The organism is Burkholderia sp. BCC0419, assembly GCF_902830285.1.
Taxonomy (GTDB): Bacteria; Pseudomonadota; Gammaproteobacteria; order Burkholderiales; family Burkholderiaceae; genus Burkholderia.
The window spans coordinates 2321981-2340745 of record NZ_CADESR010000001.1 but is presented as its reverse complement, the minus strand read 5'-3'; the positions used below and the strand labels follow the sequence as shown (position 1 = coordinate 2340745).

The following is an 18765-nucleotide window of genomic DNA, read 5'->3' as shown; positions in this document are numbered from 1 at the left end:
GACTGGCGGCGATGACGCCAGCGGTTTTGTCGGCGCCGGCCCCACACGGCGTTCGATGCGCGGCACCGCGAGCTTGCCGCGGCGCCGGCCGGCACCCGGAGCGGGGCGATGCGGCAGGCCCCGTCGCTCCGTGCGCGGCCGCGCGCCGCGACGCGCTTACTCGCCGGCCACCGCCGGTCCGCCGGTATTGCCGCGGCGGTTGCGGCGCTTCTCGGCCCAGATGCGCAGCCGGTCCATGTACAGGTAGACGACCGGCGTCGTATAGAGCGTCAGCACCTGCGACACGATCAGGCCGCCGGCGATCGCGATCCCGAGCGGCGCGCGCAGCTCGGCGCCGTCGCCGCTGCCGAACGCGAGCGGCAGCGCGCCGAGCAGCGCCGCCATCGTCGTCATCATGATCGGGCGGAAGCGCAGCAGGCACGCCTCGTGGATCGCGTCGAACGACGACTTCCCGTTGTTGCGCGTCTGGTCGATCGCGAAGTCGACCATCATGATCGCGTTCTTCTTCACGATGCCGATCAGCAGGATCACGCCGATCAGCGCGATGATGCTGAACTCGGTCTTGAACAGCAGCAGCGCGAGCAGCGCGCCGACGCCGGCCGACGGCAGCGTCGACAGGATCGTGATCGGGTGGATGTAGCTCTCGTACAGGATCCCGAGCACGATGTAGACGGCCAGCAGCGCCGCGAGGATCAGGATCGGCTGATCGTTGGTCGACTGCTGGAACGCCTGCGCGGTGCCCTGGAAGCTGCCGACGATCGTCGGCGGCACGCCGACCTGCGCCATCGTCTGATAGATGATCTGCGTCGCCTGCGACAGCGACACGCCCGGCGGCAGGTTGAACGAGATCGTCGTCGCGACGAACAGCCCCTGGTGGTTGACCGACAGCGGCGTCGTGCTCGGCCCGAACGTCGCGATCGCCGACAGCGGGATCATCGTCGACTTCGACGTCGACACCGACGCGCCCGACGACGCGCTCGACTTGCCGCTCGCCGCAATCGCGTTGAGCGCCTGGTTGCGCGCGGAATCGGACGCGATCGCCGCGGCGCTCTGCGTGGCCGTGCCGGCGCTCGACGTGCCGGCCGAGGTCGCGACGAAGGTGCCGGCGGCCGCGTTGGTGGTCTGCGAGCCGTTCGCGCTGCCGCCCGACGTGCTGATCCACACCTGGTTCAGCATCTCCGGGCTCTGCCAGTACTTCGGCGCGACTTCCATCACGACGTGGTACTGGTTCAGCGGGTTGTAGATCGTCGAGACCTGGCGCTGGCCGAATGCGTCGTACAGCGTGTTGTCGATCTGCGCGGGCTTGATGCCGAACCGCGCGGCCGTCGCGCGGTCGATCGTCACCATCGCCTCGAGGCCGCCTTGCTGCTGGTCGGAGTTCACGTCGGTCAGCTCGGGGCGCTTCTGCAGCGCCTCGGTCAGGATCGGCCCCCACTTGTACAGGTCGGCGCTCGAATCGCCGAGCAGCGTGAACTGGTACTGCGCGTTGCTCTGCCGGCCGCCGACGCGGATGTCCTGCGCCGCCTGCAGGAACGTGCGCGCACCCGCCACATCGGCCAACTGCGGGCGCAACTGCTGGATCACCTGGTCGGCCGACAGCTTGCGCTCGGTGCGGTCCTTCAGCGTGACGAACATGAAGCCCGAGTTGGTCTGCGTGCCGCCGGTGAAGCCCGCGACGCTCTTCACGTTCGGGTTGCCCTGCACGATCCGCATCATCTCGGAGAACTTCAGCTTCATCGCCTGGAACGACGTCGACTGGTCGGCCTGGATGCCGCCGACCATCAGCCCGGTGTCCTGCTGCGGGAAGAAGCCCTTCGGCACGACGATATACAGGTAGACGTTCAGCCCGATCGTCGCGAACAGCGTCAGCAGGATCAGCAGCGGCCGGCGTAGCGCCCACGACAGCGAGCGCTCGTAGCCGCGCTGCATGCGCGCGAAGCCGCGCTCGAGGAGGCGCCCGAAGCGGCCCTCGTTTTGCGGGTCGTGCTTGTCGGGCAGCAGCCGCGCGCACATCATCGGCGTGACCGTGAGCGACACCGCGAGCGACACGGCGATCGCGAGCGACAGCGTCAGCGCGAACTCGCGGAACAGGCGCCCGACGATCCCGCCCATCAGCAGGATCGGCAGGAACACCGCGACGAGCGAGATGCTCATCGACAGCACCGTGAAGCCGACTTCGCGCGCGCCGTCGAACGCGGCCTGCATCCGCGACTTGCCGTTCTCGATGTGCCGCGAGATGTTCTCGAGCACGACGATCGCGTCGTCGACGACGAAGCCGGTCGCGACGATCAGCGCCATCAGCGACAGGTTGTCGATCGAGAAGCCGAGCAGGTACATCGCGCCGAACGTGCCGATGATCGAGATCGGCACCGCGACGCTCGGGATCAGCGTCGCACGCCAGTTGCGCAGGAACAGGAACACGACCATCACGACGAGGCTGATCGCGATCAGCAGCGTGTGCTCGGTGTCCTTCAGCGACGCGCGGATGGTGGTCGAGCGGTCGAGCACCGGCGTGACCGTAATGTCGGCCGGCAGCGACGCGGTGAGCTGCGGCAGCGCCGCGCGCACGCGATCGAGCGTCTCGATGATGTTCGCGCCGGGCGAGCGGTAGAGGATCACGAGCACCGCGCGCTTGCCGTTCGATAAACCGAGGTTGCGCAGGTCCTCGACCGAATCGACGACGTCGGACAGGTCGGACAGCCGCACGGCCGAGCCGTTGCGGTAGGCGACGACGAGGTCGCGGTATTGCGACGCCTGGGACGCCTGGTCGTTCGTATAGAGCTGGAAGCGCTGCGGGCCGAACTCGATCGCGCCCTTCGGCGCGTTGGCGTTCGCGGAAGCCAGCGCCGCGCGCACGTCCTCGAGGCCGATCCCGTAGTGGAACAGCGACTGCGGTTCGAGCTCGACGCGCACGGCCGGGTTCGCGGAGCCGCTCACGGTGACCTGGCCGATCCCGTCGATCTGCGACAGCGACTGCTGCAGCACCGTCGACGCGGCGTCGTACACCTTCGCCGGCGACGCGGTTTCCGACGTCAGCGACACGACCATGATCGGCGAATCGGCCGGGTTGACCTTGCGGTAGGTCGGGTTGCTCTTCAGCGCGGCGGGCAGGTCGGCGCGCGCCGCGTTGATCGCGGCCTGCACGTCGCGCGCGGCGCCGTCGATGTCGCGGTTCAGGCCGAACTGCAGGATGATCCGCGCATTGCCGACCGTGCTCGTCGACGTCATTTCGGAGACGTCCGCGATCGAGCCGAGGTGCCGTTCGAGCGGGCTCGTCACGCTGGTCGCGACCGTTTCCGGGCTCGCGCCCGGCAGCGACGCCTGCACCGAGATCGTCGGGAAGTCGACCTGCGGCAGCGGCGACACCGGCAGCTTGATGAACGCGAACAGGCCCGCGAGCGCGACGCCGAGCGCGAGCAGCGTCGTCGCGACGGGGCGGGTGATGAAGGGGCGCGACAGGTTCATCGGTTACGCATCCGTGCGCGTGCCGGCTTGGGGGCCGCGGCGTTCGAACCAGCCGCGCACGCGGCGCGCGAGCGAGTCGAAGCCGAGGTAGATCACCGGCGTCGTGAACAGCGTCAGCACCTGCGACACGATCAGCCCGCCGGCGATCGCGATCCCGAGCGGCTGGCGCAGCTCGGAGCCCGCGCCGGAGCCGACGATCAGCGGCACCGCGCCGAGCAGCGCGGCGAGCGTCGTCATCAGGATCGGCCGGAAGCGCAGCAGGCACGCCTGGTAGATCGCCTCGCGCGGCGGCTTGCCTTCGACGCGTTCGGCCTCGAGCGCGAAGTCGATCATCATGATCGCGTTCTTCTTCACGATGCCGATCAGCAGCACGATGCCGATGATCCCGATGATGTCGAGGTCGTGCCCGGTGATCATCAGCGCGAGCAGTGCGCCGACGCCGGCCGACGGCAGCGTCGACAGGATCGTGATCGGATGGATGTAGCTCTCGTACAGCACGCCGAGCACGATGTACATCGTGACGACCGCCGCGAGGATCAGGAACAGCTGGTTCGACAGCGACGCCTGGAACGCGAGCGCCGCGCCCTGGAAGCGCGTCTGGAACGAGCCGGGCAGGCCGATGTCCTTCTCGCCGGCCTCGATCGCCTTGACCGCTTCGCCGAGCGACGCGCCCGGCGCGAGGTTGAACGAGATCGTCGTCGACGGGAACTGCGACAGGTGCGCGACCAGCAGCGGCGACGGCCGCTCGTGGAACGACGCGATCGACGACAGCGGCACCTGGCCGCCGCCGGCCGACGGCAGGTAGATGTCGTTCAGCGATTGCGCGTAGTGCTGCTCCTTCGGCTCCGACTCGAGAATCACGCGGTACTGGTTCGACTGCGTGAAGATCGTCGACACGATGCGCTGGCCGAACGCGTCGTACAGCGCGTTGTCGACGGTTGCCGGCGTGATGCCGAAACGCGCGGCGCTCGGGCGGTCGATCTCGATGTACACCGACTGGCCGTTGCTTTGCAGGTCGGTCGCGACGTCGGCGAGCGACGGCTCCTGCTGTAGCCGCGCGACGAGTTTCGGTACCCAGGTCGAGAATTCGCCGGCGTTCGGGCTCGTCAGCATGAACTGGTACTGCGTCGGGCTGACCGTCGAGTCGATCGTCAGATCCTGCACCGGCTGCATGAACAGCGAAATGCCGGTGATGTTCGCGACGCGACGCTGGAGGTCGCGGATGATCTGCGCGGCGGTTTCGGTGCGTTCGTCGCGTGCCTTCAGGTTGATCAGCATCCGGCCGCTGTTCAGCGTGATGTTGCTGCCGTCGACGCCGATGAACGACGTCAGGCTGTCGATGTTCGGATCCTTCAGGATCTCGGCCGCGAGCGCCTGCTGGCGTTCGGCCATCGCGCCGTACGAGATCGACTGCGGCGCCTGCGTGATCGCCTGGATTACGCCGGTGTCCTGCGCGGGGAAGAAGCCCTTCGGCACGTAGACATAGAGCAGGGCGGTCAGCCCGAGCGTCAGCAGCGCGACGACGAGCGTCGAGCGCTGGCGGTTCAGCACCCACTCGAGCGCGACCGCGTAGCGCGCGATCACCCAGTCGATCGTGCGGTGCACGCGCGCCTCGAAGCGGTGGCTCTCCGGCGGCGGCGAATGGCGCAGCAGCTTCGCGCACATCATCGGCACGAGCGTGAGCGACACGATCGCCGAGATCACGATCGTCACCGCGAGCGTGATCGCGAATTCATGGAACAGCCGGCCGACCACGTCGCCCATGAACAGCAGCGGGATCAGCACCGCGATCAGCGAGACCGTCAGCGAGATGATCGTGAAGCCGATCTGCCGCGAGCCCTTCAGCGCGGCCTCGAGCCCCGATTCGCCTTCCTCGACGTAGCGCGAGATGTTCTCGATCATCACGATCGCATCGTCGACGACGAAGCCGGTCGCGATGGTGAGCGCCATCAGCGACAGGTTGTTCAGCGAGAAGCCGGCCATGTACATCACCGCGAGCGTGCCGATCAGCGACAGCGGCACCGACAGGCTCGGGATGATCGTCGCGTAGACGTTCGCGAGGAACAGGTACATCACCAGCACGACGAGCCCGACCGCGAGCAGCAGCTCGAACTGCACGTCGCGTACGGCCGCACGGATCATCGTCGTGCGATCGGTGACGATCTCGACGTCGAGCGCGGCCGGCAGCGTCTCCTGCAGCTTCGGCAGCTGCGCCTTGATCGCGTCGACGGTCGCGATCACGTTCGCGCCCGGCTGGCGCTGCACGTTCAGGATGATCGCGGGGTCCGAATTCACCCACGCGCCGAGCTTGGTGTTCTCCGAGCCGGCGACGACCGTCGCGACGTCGGTCAGCATCACCGGGCGACCGTTCTTGTACGCGACGACCGCGCTGTTGTACTGGTCGGCGCTCGTCAGCTGGTCGTTCGCGTTGATCGTGTACGCGCGCGTCGGGCCGTCGAAGTTGCCCTTCGGCGTGTTGACGTTCAGGTTCGAGATCGTCGTGCGCAGGTCGTCGAGGTTCATCCCGTACTTCGCGAGCGCGGTCGGGTTCGCCTGGATCCGCACGGCCGGGCGGTTGCCGCCCGACAGGCTGACGAGGCCGACGCCGGCGATCTGCGAGATCTTCATCGCGAGGCGCGTGTCGGCCAGGTCCTGCACCTGCGTGAGCGGCAGCGTCTTCGACTTGACGGCGAGCGTCAGCACCGGGGCATCGGCCGGGTTCACCTTCGCGTAGATCGGCGGGGCCGGCAGGTCGGACGGCAGCAGGTTGCCGGCCGCGTTGATCGCGGCCTGCACTTCCTGTTCGGCGATGTCGAGCGGCAGGTCGAGCGAGAACTGCAGCGTGATCACCGACGCGCCGGCCGAGCTTTGCGACGACATCTGGTTCAGCGACGGCATCTGCCCGAACTGGCGTTCGAGCGGCGCGGTGACCGACGACGTCATCACCTCCGGGCTCGCGCCCGGATAGAAGGTCTGGACCTGGATCGTCGGATAGTCGACCTCGGGCAGCGCGGCGAGCGGCAGGAAGCGCAGCGCGACGAGACCGGCCAGCATGATCGCCGCCATCAGGAGAGCGGTGCCGACCGGCCGGAGAATGAAGAGGCGGGATGGATTCATCGAGCGGCCCGCGCGTTACTGGGCCGCGGGGGCCGCTGCCTGCGACGCGCCGTGCTTGTGTCCGCCGCGATGACCGCCGGCACCCGATGCGCCCGACGCCGCGCTTGCGCCGCGCGCGCCCGACGCGCCTTTCGGCTTGTCGGCCGGAATCGAGATCTTCGAGCCTTCGCGCAGGCGGTCCGAGCCGTCGGTCACCACGCGCTCGCCGAGCGCGATGCCGCTGACGATGCTCGTGCGTTCGCCGTCGACCGGGCCGATCGTGACCTTGCGCACCGTCACGGTGTTGTCGGGTTTCACGACATAGACGAACTGGCCGATCGAGCCCGTCAGCACGGCGGAGGTCGGCACGATCGTCGCGTTGCGCATCACGTCGACGAGCAGCCGCGTGTTCACGAACTGATTCGGGAACAGCATGCCTTCCTTGTTATCGAAGTTCGCGCGCAGCTTGACCGTGCCGGTGCTCGTGTCGATCTGGTTGTCGAGCGTCGCGAGCGCGCCCGTCTCGAGCGGCACCGTGTTGTTGCGGTTGTAGGCGGTGACCGACAGCTTCTGGCCCGCGTTCACCTGCTTGAGGATCTGCGGCAGGTTGTCTTCCGACGTCGTGAAGATCACGCTCATCGGCTGCAACTGCGTGATCACGACGATGCCGTTGGCGTCGCCCGGCGTCACGTAGTTGCCGGGGTCGACCTGGCGCAGGCCGACGCGGCCGGAGACCGGCGCGGTGATGCGCGCATACGTGAGATTGAGTTTCGCGGAATCGATCGCGGCCTGGTCGGTCTTCACCGCGCCTTCGTACTGCTTGACGAGCGACGCCTGCGTATCGACGGTTTGCGACGCGATCGAGTCTTGCGACAGCAGCGTCTGGTAGCGCTTCAGGTCGAGGCGGGCGGTCGCGAGCAGCGCCGCGTCGCGCGCATGCGTGCCTTCGGCGTTCTCGAGCGCGACCTGGTACGGGCGCGGGTCGATCTGCGCGAGCACGTCGCCCTTCCTGACGATCTGGCCTTCCTGGAACGACACCGACTGCAGGTAGCCCGACAACTGAGTCTTCACCGTCACGTTCGCGAGCGGCGTGACGGTGCCGAGTGCGGACAGCACGATCGGCATCTCGCCCTGCGTCGCGGTGGCGACCTGCACCGGCTGCGGCACGTTCGCCATCGCAGCGGGGCCGCCGCGGCCGCGATGGCCGCCCGCAGCGGCGCTGGCGCCCGCGCTTTGCGCGGTGCTGCCTGCCGCCGGCGTGCGGTTCCACGGGTGCCACCACAACAGGCCGCCGATGACGACGACCGCGACGGTGCCGATCAGCAACGTGCGGCGCGGCCGCCGGGCGACGGCGGGCGCAGGGTCTTTCGAAGGGGGCGTGGGCTTTTGTTCGTTATCCATCGTGTTCTGTCAGGAAGACGGCGCGGCGGCCGGAAATCGGGCTGCTCGGCTGCGCGTGGGCGTGCGGGTGACGGGACGGGGCGGCCCGGCTCGGTCCGGGGCCCCGCCGATCCGCGCGGGAAAAGAGCGGTGCGCACCGCGAGTGCGGCGCGACGATGGGCATGATCCTACGTGCCGTCCCCGTTACAGTCCAGCGGTCTATCTTTCAACGGGTTACGGTCGTTACAGAACGCGACAGCGCGATGACGAAACGATTACAGGCCGACGCGCCGGGCCGGCGCGCCGCCGATTTCGCGGGTGATTTTCGCGATGCATTCCTGCAGCGCGGGCACCACGTGGTCCTGCAGCCATTCGGGCGGACACTGATGCGCCGCGCCGCCGCAATTCACCGAATAGCGTTGACCGGACGGGCCGACGAAACCGGCCGCGACCGCATTCAGGCCTTCGCGCCATTCGCCGATCGCGATCGCATGGCCGTCGCGCATCGCTTCGTCGAGCGCGGGCGTGAGGCGGGCGGACACGTGCGGCCAGTCGTCGCCGGCGGTGGTGCGCAGCGACTCGAGCAGCAGGCGGCGCTCGTCGTCCTCGAGGGCGGCGAGATACGCGCGGCCCACGGCCGTACGTGCGATGTCCATTCGCGAGCCGATTTCGAGGCGCGTGACGAGCACGGCCGAGCGCGGGCGGATCACGTCGATCGCGACCATGTCTAGCCGGTCGCGCACCGCGAGGTGCACGGACAGCGACGTGCGTTCGGCCAGCTCGATCATGAACGGCCGCGAACGCGCGCGGATGTCGAAGTTGCGCAGGAAGCCGTGGCTCAGTTCGAGTACCGACGCGGTGAGCACGAAGCGCTCGCTGTCGGGCAATTGGAACAGGAAGCCGGCGCTGACGAGCGTCGCGGTGATGCGCGAGACGGTCGGCTTCGGGATGCCGGTCAATTCGGTCAGTTCGCGGTTGCTGACGGGGGCGTCGGCAGCCGCGATGCGGCGCAGCACGGCGAGACCGCGGGCGAGGGCGGTGATCTCGTCGGGCGACGATTCACGGTCCCGCGACGCGGGAGAGGTTACAGTGGTCGACACGAGGGATTCTCTCTAATTCCGAAACTCGATTTCAATTTTGTTGGTATTGTAGGACTATTGTCAAAGGATGCATGTTCCGCGGGCGAACCGGTCATTGGATGAGATTTTGCGGGTTCACCCTTGGTTTATTAGGAAAACGCTCAAATGAGCATTGCTGGAAAGTGCATGAACCGGTGCAAATACCGCTTGACTTGTCGGGCGGAAACAGAAAGAATGTCTCACGTTTTCGAAACATCGTTTCAAGAGTTTAACCGGCAACGATGTTTCGCGCAGTCTCTCAGGTTCTAGCACGGCCCTCGGAATGGCTAGAACTTTTTTAGCGCCACGGTCTCCGTGGCGCTTTTTTTTTGCCTGTTTTCCGACCGTCCGCCCGGACGCGTCAGGCCCGTATTATCCCCCGATCGCCGCAAACGCCTGTCCGGGCCAGTTTCGCGCCTGTTTGCATACGCGATTTGCACCGCCTGCACGATCTCCGCACGCAAAAAAAGCGCGACGCCCGCAGTGGGCATCGCGCGTGAAACGGCGTGGAGCGCCGACGAATGAACGGTGATGAAGAAAGGACGCCTGGTTAGGGACGCCCGGTTAGGGACGCCCGGTCAGGGACGCCCTGCAAGGAGCAATGCCCCCTCGAGCGCGGCGGTCAGCCTTTCGCGAGCTTGATGCTGGTCTGCTCGGCCGTCAGGTAGCCGACGCTGGCGCCGAAGCGATCCTTGTAGTTCGCGCGCACGAGCGGGTCGAGCGTCGGCTTGACCTTGTCGTGCAGCGGCGATTCCCAGTCGCCCACGTGCTGGAAGTTGCTCATGATGTACGTCCAGCCGTTGATCTCGTCGACCGCGTGCAGGCCCGTCGATTCGGCGCCGGCCGGGCACGACAGCACGCGCGAGAGCGACTTCGTGTCGACGTTGTAGGCCCACAGGAAGTTGTTCACGTGCATGCCCGAGTCTTCGCCGATGAACAGCGTGCGCAGCTTTTCGGAGAACTTCAGGTTGTCCGGGTTCGCGATCTTGTCCGGGTTCGCGAGGTTGCCGAGCGCGTCGGCCGCGGCGAGATCCTCGCCGACCAGCGCGGCCGGCGCGCCCATGTCGACCGGCACCCATTCGCTGTCGATCGCGCCGCCCGTCGTGTCGCGCTGGCCGGCCTTCAGGTTCAGCGCGTAGACGGCGCCCGCGGCGATCTTCTTGTCGACCGCGACGTCGCGCGACACCGCGTTGCCCTTGACCATCGACGTTTCGATCCGCGACATCGCCGTGTAGACGATCTTGTCCTTCGCGTTCACGGTCGTGCCTTCGAGCTTCGTGAACGCCATGCTGCCGCCGAGCAGCGCCGCGTAGCGGTGCGTCTCGAGGAACGCGGCCGCCTTTTCCATCCCCGGCTTCACGCGCATCCAGTTGAACTTGCCGCCGAAGTGGATCTTCGTGTAGCTCGCATCGTTCGGGTCGGTGGTCACCAGGTCCATGATGTCCGACGCCTTCAGCGTGTTCGCGAGCGCTTCGATTTCGCTGCTGGTCGCGTGGCCGATCTTGATCCACGTCAGCGTCGCGGTGCCCGCGCCGGCGGACGACGTCTGCGTCCACTTCGCCACGTACAGCGTGCCGGCCGACAGGTCGGCCGCCTTGTCGGCGACGAACATGAACAGGCCGCCGTTGGTGGCGTCGTCACCCATCATCACGGTGCGCTGGTCCGGCATCACCTGGATCAGCTCGTGCGAGATGCGGCCGAGGCAGTAGTGCTTCTTCACCGTGCCGGTGCCATCCGGGTTCACCGTGATCTCGGGCAGGTGGCCGTAGTGATAGGGGTTCGCCTTCGTCTCGTCGCCGAACGTGTTCTTGCTGAATGCCTTGAACTGCGTGTCGGTCGCAGCCTTCGTCGCGTCCGGCTCGTATTCCTCGCTCGACAGGTGGGTGCCCCACGGCGACAGGCTCGCGCCGCAGGTGATCCACAGGCCGTGCGCCTTCGACGTGTCGACGTTGTGGTACTTCACGACCTTCAGCGCACCGGTGGCCGGATCCTGGTCGAGCGTGAGCACGGCGATCGGCGACGGCAGCTGGCCGTACTGCGACGCGCTCGCCTGGTCGCGCGTCGTGTATTCGAACTGGACGACCGCGAACACCGCATTGCCTTTCACGCCGGGCACGTTCGCGTTCTTCAGCGTCAGCAGCGAGCTGCCGTCCGGGCAGTCGGAATAGAACTGGCGCTCCTTGCCGGCCACTGAGCGATCGATGATCGGCTGGTTGTTGATGTCGTAGTAGCCGCCCGCGAGCGTCGTGCCGCCGTTGCCGTCCGGCACCATGTCGCCCGTCACGAAGAACGGCCGGTACGCGAGCTTGAAGTTGCGCGACGAGCCGTCCGAGAACGACACCGACAGCGTCGAGCCGACCGTCGTCGTGGCCATCGCGGCCGCGTTGTCGAGCGTCGGCGCGGCCATCGCCGAGAATGCCGCCGACGTATAGGCAGCGGCAGCCGGCGTCGACGCGGGATCGTCGTCGCCGCCGCAACCTGTCAGCAGGGCCGGCAGCGCGAGGCCGGAAAGGGGCAGCATCGGCGCGCCGGCGAGGATCTTCAGGGCCTGACGACGGGAAGCATTGGGCAACGCGGGCATGTGGAGTCCAGTTTCGTTTGTTGGAAGAATGGCCTTCGCGAAGCAGGCGAGCGGCAAGCTTCGCGAAGGCAAGTTGAAATCTGGACCGAAGTGTAGGGACGCTAGATGAAAGTTTTTTGAATTGAAAACGTAATGATGCGTCGGCATCCGTCAGGCATGCTGCGGGATGCCCATCGGATGCTTGCTTGCGCTCAATCGCGCTCGGGTGTCGCCGAGATGCGGTGGATCGACAGGTCGGCCCCGTCGAATTCGGCTTCGCGATCGAGTCGCAGGCCGACGGTCGCCTTCAGCGCGCCGTACACGAGCGTGCCGCCGGCGGTGGCGATCGCGATGCCGCCGAGCGTGCCGACGAGCTGTGACAGGAACGACACGCCGCCGAGGCCGCCGAGCGCGGGCATGCCGAACACGCCGGCCGCAAGGCCGCCGAGCGCGCCGCACATCCCGTGCAGCGGCCACACGCCGAGCACGTCGTCGATGCGCCAGCGGTTCTGCACGCAGGTGAACATCGCGACGAACAGCGCACCGGCCGCGGCGCCCGTGACGAGCGCACCGATCGGATGCATCACGTCCGAGCCCGCGCAGACCGCGACGAGGCCCGCGAGCGGCCCGTTGTACGTGAAGCCCGGGTCGTTGCGGCCGGCCAGCCACGCGGCGAGCGTGCCGCCGACCATCGCCATCAGCGAATTCACCGCGACGAGGCCGCTGATCTTGTCGAGCGTCTGCGCGCTCATCACGTTGAAGCCGAACCAGCCGACCGCGAGCACCCACGCGCCGAGCGCGAGGAACGGGATGTTCGACGGCGGGTGCGCGGCGATCCGGCCGTCCTTCGCATAGCGGCCGTGGCGCGCGCCGAGCAGCAGCACGGCCGGCAGCGCGACCCAGCCGCCGAACGCATGCACGACGACCGAGCCCGCGAAGTCGTGGAACGGCGCGCCGAACGCGTGCGTGAGCCAGGCCTGCACGCCGAAGCGCTCGTTCCACGCGACCCCTTCGAAGAACGGATAGATGAAGCCGACGATGATCAGCGTCGCGACGAGCTGCGGGTTGAACTTCGCGCGCTCGGCGATGCCGCCGGACACGATCGCCGGGATCGCCGCCGCGAACGTCAGCAGGAAGAAGAAGCGCACGAGCGCGTAGCCGTTGTGCTGCGACAGCGTGCCGATGTCGTCGAAGAATTCGACGCCGTACGCGATCGTGTAGCCGATGAAGAAATACGCGAGCGTCGACACCGAGAAGTCGACCAGGATCTTCACGAGCGCGTTGACCTGGTTCTTCTTGCGGACCGTGCCGAGTTCGAGAAATGCGAAGCCCGCGTGCATCGCGAGCACCATGACGGCGCCGATCAACAGGAACAGTGTGTCGACGCCGGATTTCAGACCATCCATGCCCTAGCTTCCTTGCGCAAAAAACGGGCAAGGAACGCAAGTATCGAGCCAACCTGGTGAACGACTGCGTGGAATTGGTGCCCGGATACCGCGCGATGCGGCATTCCGGTGAATCGTGCACGGGATCGGGGCGTGATCGGCGGCGATCTGGCGTCGCTCCGGGTGCACGTACGTGGTGCGGTTCGTGCCGAACTGGTGCGTACGACGAATGAACCGGTGCGCGGCGATGCGGTGCCGCGCACCGATCTGGCGCGTCAGTGGCGCGCGAACAGCGCGGGCGGCCGGCGCAGCCGCAGCGCGCACGCCGACCAGTAGGCGGCGACGGTCGCCAGCCCGAGCGCGGCGAACGCGAGCGCCGCGAAGCCCGCAAGCGACTGGCCGTCGCCGTCGGCGCCGAGGATGCCTTGCGCGACGATCAGCGCGGCCGTCCAGAAACCGATCACGGCCTGCGTGAGCAGGCGCGCGCAGGCGATGCGGCGCGGCCGCCCGGATTCGGCGAGGCGGCGCGCCGACGGCGCACGCAGGCACAGGAACAGGGTGGCGGCGAGCAGCGCGGCCAGGGCGATGAGCCAATCGACGAGGAAAGCCATAACGAGGAAAAGGGGGCACGGACGAAGCGAACTGAAGCGTGCCCACTTTAGAGGCGTGGCGCCTGCGATTGAATCAGACGAGTCCGAAATTGAAAGGCATTTTTAATGGCGGGTCGTCATTGGGCCAGTTCCACAGGCGGTATCATCGACACCGGTCCAACCATGAGGTCGTGCAACGCGCGGCCGGAGATTGCTGATGAACATGAAGACATCGCGGGCGCGTCGCGTGCCCGGGTCCGTGCTGGCGGCCGTGGCCGCCGGTGCGCTGCTGTTGCTCGCGGGCTGCGAGAAGTCCGGCACGCCGGCCGCGCAACCCGATACGGCCGCGAGCGCGGCCGCCGATGCCGCGAACAATGCGGCCAAGGCGCTCGACCAGGTGGCGAGCACCGTCAATCAACAGATCAACGCGGCGAAGGCGGGCCTCGCCTCCGCGGCGTCGGCCGTCCCGCCGTTGTCCGCGAGCGGCCTCGCGTCCGCCGCGCAGGCGCAGATCGATGCGGCGGCGTCCGCCGTCGTCGCGCATGCGGCTTCCGAAGCGGGCGCGAAGATCGCCGAAGCCGGCAAGAAACTCCAGCAGTGGAGCCAGCAGAGCGCCTCGGGGGCGAAACCCGCGAGCGGCGAATGACGCGGGCTTGCACGATCCGCAAAATGTAATTATGATGGTTACACATGTCGCCGGTTGCGGGTCGGGCCGGCGTCGCCGAGTGAGTCAGGAATGAATACCAGCAGCCGGTTCGCGTTTGCCGTCCACGTGCTTGCCTTGCTATCGATGCAGGAAGGCGTGCCGTTGTCGTCCGACATCATCGCGGGCAGCGTGAATACGAATCCGGCGCTGATTCGCCGGTTGCTGTCGATGCTGGCGGCAGCAGGGCTGACCACGTCGCAGCTCGGCGCGGGCGGCGGTGCGCTGCTGGCGCGCGAGCCCGGCGAGATCACGCTGCTCGACGTGTATCGTGCGGTCGACGATGCGCAACTGTTCGCGCTGCACCGCGAGGCGCCGAATCCGGCGTGTCTCGTCGGACGGCACATCCAGGGCGTGCTGACCGGCTATATCGGCGACGCGCAGCGCGCGATGGAGGCGTCGCTCGCCACGCGCACGCTCGTCGACGTGACGGCCGACATGCTGGATCTGGAAGAACAGCGCACGCAACGGGCGGCGCGCGCCGGCGGGTGACTGACGGCGGGTGCCCGATGGCAGGCAGGGCAGGAAGCCGGACGGCGCGCACGCGCGGCGATCGGCGCAACGGGGGCTTCGCCCCGTTTTTTTCGGCCTTATGTGTAATTGATTATGTTACATATTTTTATTTCTGGAGAATCGATATGACGCAACGTTCATTGAATATCGCGCTGTTCGGCGCCACCGGCATGATCGGCTCGCGCATCGCGGCGGAAGCCGTGCGGCGCGGCCACCGCGTCACGGCGCTGTCGCGCCATCCGGGCGCATCCGGCGACGGCATCACCGCGAAGGCGGCCGACCTGTTCGACGCGGCCAGCATCGCGGCCGCGCTGCCGGGCCATGACGTCGTCGCAAGCGCGTACGGCCCGAAGCAGGAAGATGCGGCGCAGGTCGTCGCGGTCGCGAAAGCGCTGGTCGCCGGCACGCGCCAGGCCGGTTTGAAGCGGCTCGTGGTGGTGGGCGGCGCCGGTTCGCTCGAAGTCGCGCCGGGCAAGCAGCTCGTCGACACCGAGGGTTTCCCGGACGCGTACAAGGCGGTCGCGCTCGCGCACCGCGACGCGCTCGACTACCTGAAGACGGTCGCCGATCTCGACTGGACCTTCTTCGCGCCGGCCGCACTGATCGCGCCGGGCGAGCGCACGGGCACGTTCCGCACGGGCGTCGGCAAGCTGATCGTGGACGCGCAGGGCAACAGCAAGATCTCGGCGGAAGACTACGCGGTCGCGTTCGTCGACGCGCTCGAGCAGGACAGCTTCGTGCGCGAGATCGCGACGGTCGCGTATTGAGCGGCATGACGGCCGGCGGCGGGTAAGCGCCGGCCGGGGCGCGACGTGCAAGCCGCGACGCGCAGCCATTTCAGGCGATTCCACCCTTGCGGGTGGCGTCGCCTGCTTCGTTTGGAGCGGCGAGCGCGCGCCGGATCGGTATTTACACCGGTCGACGCAACGAGGCAGTTTTCATATTGTTCCCCGTTGGGCAGGATGAATAGAATAAATTTCTATCGACGAGGGAATGGAGAAATGGACGCCATCGATCGCAAGCTGCTGGAACTGCTGCAGGCGGATGCCACGCTGCCGATCGCGGAGCTGGCACAGCGCGTGAACCTGTCGCAGACGCCGTGCTGGAAGCGCGTGCAGCGGCTGAAGGAAACCGGCGCGATTCGCGCGCAGGTCGCGCTGTGCGATCCGCGCAAGCTCGGGGTCGGCACGACCGTGTTCGTCGCGATTCGCACGAACCAGCACACCGAGGAATGGGCGCAGCGCTTCACGCAGGCGGTGCGCGACATGCCGGAAGTGGTCGAGGTCTACCGGATGAGCGGCGAGACCGATTACCTGCTGCGCGTCGTCGTGGCCGGCATCGACGACTACGACCGCGTCTACAAGCAGCTGATTCGCACGGTGCCGCTGTTCGACGTCAGTTCGTCGTTCGCGATGGAGCAGATCAAGTATTCGACCGCGCTGCCCGTGCGCGATCTGGCCGAGCCTGCCTGACGGGCACGCGGTCGCGCCGGCGGCGCGACTTCAGCGGCCGCGCGCCAGGGCGCGCGCGCGTTCGTCGGCCAGCGCGTCGCGGCGCACGAAATCCGCGACGAACGGGCTGGCCGGATGATGGTGCAGCGCGTACGGCGTATCCCATTGCGCGAGCCGGCCGTCCTTCATCACGCCGATCCGGTCGGCGATCGCGAACGCTTCCGCCTGATTGTGCGTGACGAGGATCGCGGTGTGGCCCGTGTGCTTCAGGATGTCGCGCAGCTCGAATGCGAGCCGCTCGCGCGTATCGACGTCGAGATTCGAGAACGGCTCGTCGAGCAGCAGCAGTTCCGGCGACGGCGCGAGTGCGCGCGCGAGGGCGACGCGCTGCTGCTGGCCGCCCGACAGTTCGTGCGGATAGGCGTCGCCGGAATCGGCGAGGCCGACGAGCTCGAGCATCTGCGCGACGCGCAGGCGCCGTTCGGCCTTCGGCATGCGTCGCAGGCCGAACGCGACGTTGTCGGCCGCGCTCAGGTGCGGGAACAGCGCGTAATCCTGGAACATCATCCCGATGCGCCGTCGCTCGGGCGGTACGTCGAGCGACGGCGCCGCGACCGGCGTGCCGTCCAGCACGATGCGCCCCATGCGCACGGGTTCGAAGCCGGCGATCGCGCGCAGCACGGTGGTCTTGCCGCAGCCGGACGCGCCGAGCAGGCAGCCGATGTCGCCGCGCGGCAGCGCGAGGCTCAGGCCGTCGACCACGGTGCGGCGGCCGTGCGGCGTGTCGTAGGCGACGCAGAGGTCGTCGAGTTCGAGCAGGTTCACGGTGTCAGGCTCCGATCTTGTGGCGGGTGCGGGCGAGCAGGATCACGGGCACGAGCCCGGCCAGCACGATCGCGAGCGCGGCGACCGCGCCTTCTTCATAGGTGCCGCGCGCGGCTTCCGCATACAGCCAGGTCGCGAGCGTGTCGAAATTCAACGGGCGCAGCAGCAGCGTGGCCGGCAACTCCTTCATCGCGTCGACGAACACCAGCAGCGCGCTCGTCGTGAGCGCGGGCCGCAACAGCGGCAGGTGGACGCGGCGCAGCGTGCCGCCGGCCGTCTCGCCGAGCGAGCGCGCGGCCTGTTCGAGCGACGGCGGAATGCGCGCGAGGCCGGCCTCGATGCCGCCGGCCGGGATCGCGAGGAAACGCACGGTATAGGCGATCACGAGCGCGGTCGCCGAGCCCATCAGCAGCAGCCCGTCGCGGCCGAGCGCCGCGCCGAACAGCCGGTCGGCCGCCGCGAACGGCATCAGCAGGCCGATCGCGAGCACGGTGCCCGGCACCGCGTAGCCAAGGCTCGCGATCCGCGCGCACAGGCGGGCGGGGCCCGCACGCGCGCTGTCGCGCTGTGCGCGGGCGGCCCACGCGACGACCAGCCCGCACGCGAGCGTCGCGGCGGTAGCGGCGGTCGCGATCGTCAGTGTGTTCGCGAGCCCCGTCATCAGTTGCGCGGACACGCCGCCGACGAGGTGCAGCCGCTTGGCCGTCTCGACCGCGAGATAGGCGGCCGGCGCGCCGAAGCCGAGCAGGACCGGCAGCCAGCCGAGCACCGCGGCGCCCAGCGCGGCCGCGCCGGCCAGGCGGCGCGGCGCGATCGGCCGCATGCGCCGGCCGTGCGCGTAGCGCTGGCGGCGGCGCCCGTAGCGTTCGAGCGCGATCATGCCGACGACGATCGCGAGCATCGCGAGCGCGATCTGCGCGGCGCCGGCGAGATCGGAGCGTGTGATCCACGTCGTATAGACGGACACGGTCAGCGTCTGCACGCCGAGAAATTCCGACGCGCCGATATCGTTCAGCGTTTCGAGCAGCGCGAGGCTCACGCCGACCGCGATCGCGGGCCGGGCAAGCGGCACGACGACGCGCCAGAACGTCGCGAGGCGGCCGGCGCCGAGCGTGCGCGCGGCTTCGAGCAGGCTCGCGGACTGCGTGACGAACATCGCGCGCGTGCTCAGATAGACATACGGATACAGCACGAAGCCGAGCACGAAGATCGCGCCGGGCAGCGAGCGCAGGTCGGGCAGGCGGAACTGGCGCGGGCTGTCGAAGCCGAGCAGCCAGCGGATCGCGCCCTGCACGGGGCCGATCGGATGCAGCAGGTCGAGATACGCGAACGCGACGATGTAGGTGGGCACCGCGAGCGGCAGCAGCAGCGCCCAGGTCAGGATCCGGCGGCCGGGGAAATCGTACGCGGTGACGAGCCATGCGCAGCCGGTGCCGACGATCGACACGATCGTGCCGACCCCGGCGAGCAGCAACAGCGTATTGACGAGCGCCTGCGGCAGCACGAATTCGGCGAGATGCCGCCAGTGCGCGAGATCGGCGTCGAACGCGGCGGCCACGAGCACCGCGAGCGGCGCCGCGACCGCCGCGGCGATCGTCAGCGCCGCGAGCAGCCACAGGCTGCCCGCGCGCGGCCGCGACCGCGGACGCGAACCGCGCGGCTCGCGGTAGGCGCCAGCA

The 18765-nt window shown here is 68.1% G+C and carries 13 protein-coding genes; 4 read left to right on the top strand and 9 right to left on the bottom strand.

What is annotated here, in order from left to right; genetic code table 11:
* Positions 1 to 156: 156 nt before the first annotated feature.
* From HWW87_RS10385 to HWW87_RS10355, 7 genes are all read right to left on the bottom strand, one after another.
* Complete coding sequence (locus HWW87_RS10385; RefSeq protein ID WP_175820213.1) at positions 157 to 3465, bottom strand: efflux RND transporter permease subunit; 3309 nt, start codon at positions 3463 to 3465, stop codon at positions 157 to 159.
* Between the two features lie 3 nt (positions 3466 to 3468).
* Positions 3469 to 6582, bottom strand: a complete 3114-nt coding sequence (locus HWW87_RS10380; RefSeq protein ID WP_175820212.1) for an MdtB/MuxB family multidrug efflux RND transporter permease subunit — start codon at positions 6580 to 6582, stop codon at positions 3469 to 3471.
* 15 nt (positions 6583 to 6597) lie between these two features.
* Positions 6598 to 7962 carry an MdtA/MuxA family multidrug efflux RND transporter periplasmic adaptor subunit gene (locus HWW87_RS10375; RefSeq protein ID WP_175820211.1) on the bottom strand — a complete coding sequence of 455 codons (1365 nt, stop codon included), beginning with the start codon at positions 7960 to 7962 and terminating at the stop codon, positions 6598 to 6600.
* A 254-nt stretch (positions 7963 to 8216) separates the two neighbouring features.
* Positions 8217 to 9041 carry an IclR family transcriptional regulator gene (locus HWW87_RS10370; protein ID WP_174385156.1) on the bottom strand — a complete coding sequence of 275 codons (825 nt, stop codon included), beginning with the start codon at positions 9039 to 9041 and terminating at the stop codon, positions 8217 to 8219.
* 640 nt (positions 9042 to 9681) lie between these two features.
* Complete coding sequence (locus HWW87_RS10365; RefSeq protein ID WP_175820210.1) at positions 9682 to 11640, bottom strand: alkaline phosphatase PhoX; 1959 nt, start codon at positions 11638 to 11640, stop codon at positions 9682 to 9684.
* A gap of 191 nt (positions 11641 to 11831) precedes the next feature.
* Entirely contained in the window at positions 11832 to 13025 is a 1194-nt protein-coding gene (locus HWW87_RS10360) for an ammonium transporter (RefSeq protein WP_175820209.1), read from the bottom strand.
* A 254-nt stretch (positions 13026 to 13279) separates the two neighbouring features.
* A complete protein-coding gene (locus HWW87_RS10355; RefSeq protein ID WP_175820208.1) occupies positions 13280 to 13615 on the bottom strand; it encodes a hypothetical protein in 336 nt (111 codons plus the stop codon).
* Between the two features lie 196 nt (positions 13616 to 13811).
* Between HWW87_RS10355 and HWW87_RS10350 the strand changes: the two genes are divergently transcribed.
* The 4 genes from HWW87_RS10350 (at position 13812) to HWW87_RS10335 (ending at position 16282) form a co-directional block, all read left to right on the top strand.
* Positions 13812 to 14240, top strand: a complete 429-nt coding sequence (locus HWW87_RS10350; protein WP_174385130.1) for a hypothetical protein — start codon at positions 13812 to 13814, stop codon at positions 14238 to 14240.
* A gap of 90 nt (positions 14241 to 14330) precedes the next feature.
* Complete coding sequence (locus HWW87_RS10345; protein WP_175820207.1) at positions 14331 to 14789, top strand: Rrf2 family transcriptional regulator; 459 nt, start codon at positions 14331 to 14333, stop codon at positions 14787 to 14789.
* Between the two features lie 146 nt (positions 14790 to 14935).
* The gene (locus tag HWW87_RS10340; protein ID WP_174385128.1) at positions 14936 to 15577 is read left to right on the top strand and encodes an NAD(P)H-binding protein; all 642 of its coding nucleotides are present in this window, start codon (positions 14936 to 14938) and stop codon (positions 15575 to 15577) included.
* A 234-nt stretch (positions 15578 to 15811) separates the two neighbouring features.
* Positions 15812 to 16282, top strand: a complete 471-nt coding sequence (locus HWW87_RS10335; RefSeq protein WP_006484401.1) for an Lrp/AsnC family transcriptional regulator — start codon at positions 15812 to 15814, stop codon at positions 16280 to 16282.
* A gap of 30 nt (positions 16283 to 16312) precedes the next feature.
* Here HWW87_RS10335 and HWW87_RS10330 read toward each other — a convergent pair whose 3' ends face one another.
* Positions 16313 to 17086, bottom strand: coding sequence for an ABC transporter ATP-binding protein (locus tag HWW87_RS10330; protein WP_174430661.1), 774 nt, complete (start codon positions 17084 to 17086; stop codon positions 16313 to 16315).
* Positions 17087 to 17090: 4 nt separating this feature from the next.
* Positions 17091 to 18704 (bottom strand): iron ABC transporter permease, encoded by a 1614-nt coding sequence (locus HWW87_RS10325; RefSeq protein ID WP_244107198.1) that lies wholly within the window; start codon positions 18702 to 18704, stop codon positions 17091 to 17093.
* Between the last annotated feature and the right edge of the window lie 61 nt (positions 18705 to 18765).

Bases quoted from the DNA above. Each gene is read 5' to 3' on its own strand.
- HWW87_RS10355 (WP_175820208.1), bottom strand. From the start codon at position 13,615: ATGGCTTTCCTCGTCGATTGGCTCATCGCCCTGGCCGCGCTGCTCGCC.
- HWW87_RS10380 (WP_175820212.1), bottom strand. From the start codon at position 6,582: ATGAATCCATCCCGCCTCTTCATTCTCCGGCCGGTCGGCACCGCTCTC.
- HWW87_RS10340 (WP_174385128.1), top strand. From the start codon at position 14,936: ATGACGCAACGTTCATTGAATATCGCGCTGTTCGGCGCCACCGGCATG.
- HWW87_RS10345 (WP_175820207.1), top strand. From the start codon at position 14,331: ATGAATACCAGCAGCCGGTTCGCGTTTGCCGTCCACGTGCTTGCCTTG.
- HWW87_RS10350 (WP_174385130.1), top strand. From the start codon at position 13,812: ATGAACATGAAGACATCGCGGGCGCGTCGCGTGCCCGGGTCCGTGCTG.
- HWW87_RS10375 (WP_175820211.1), bottom strand. From the start codon at position 7,962: ATGGATAACGAACAAAAGCCCACGCCCCCTTCGAAAGACCCTGCGCCC.
- HWW87_RS10360 (WP_175820209.1), bottom strand. From the start codon at position 13,025: ATGGATGGTCTGAAATCCGGCGTCGACACACTGTTCCTGTTGATCGGC.
- HWW87_RS10365 (WP_175820210.1), bottom strand. From the start codon at position 11,640: ATGCCCGCGTTGCCCAATGCTTCCCGTCGTCAGGCCCTGAAGATCCTC.
- HWW87_RS10385 (WP_175820213.1), bottom strand. From the start codon at position 3,465: ATGAACCTGTCGCGCCCCTTCATCACCCGCCCCGTCGCGACGACGCTG.
- HWW87_RS10335 (WP_006484401.1), top strand. From the start codon at position 15,812: ATGGACGCCATCGATCGCAAGCTGCTGGAACTGCTGCAGGCGGATGCC.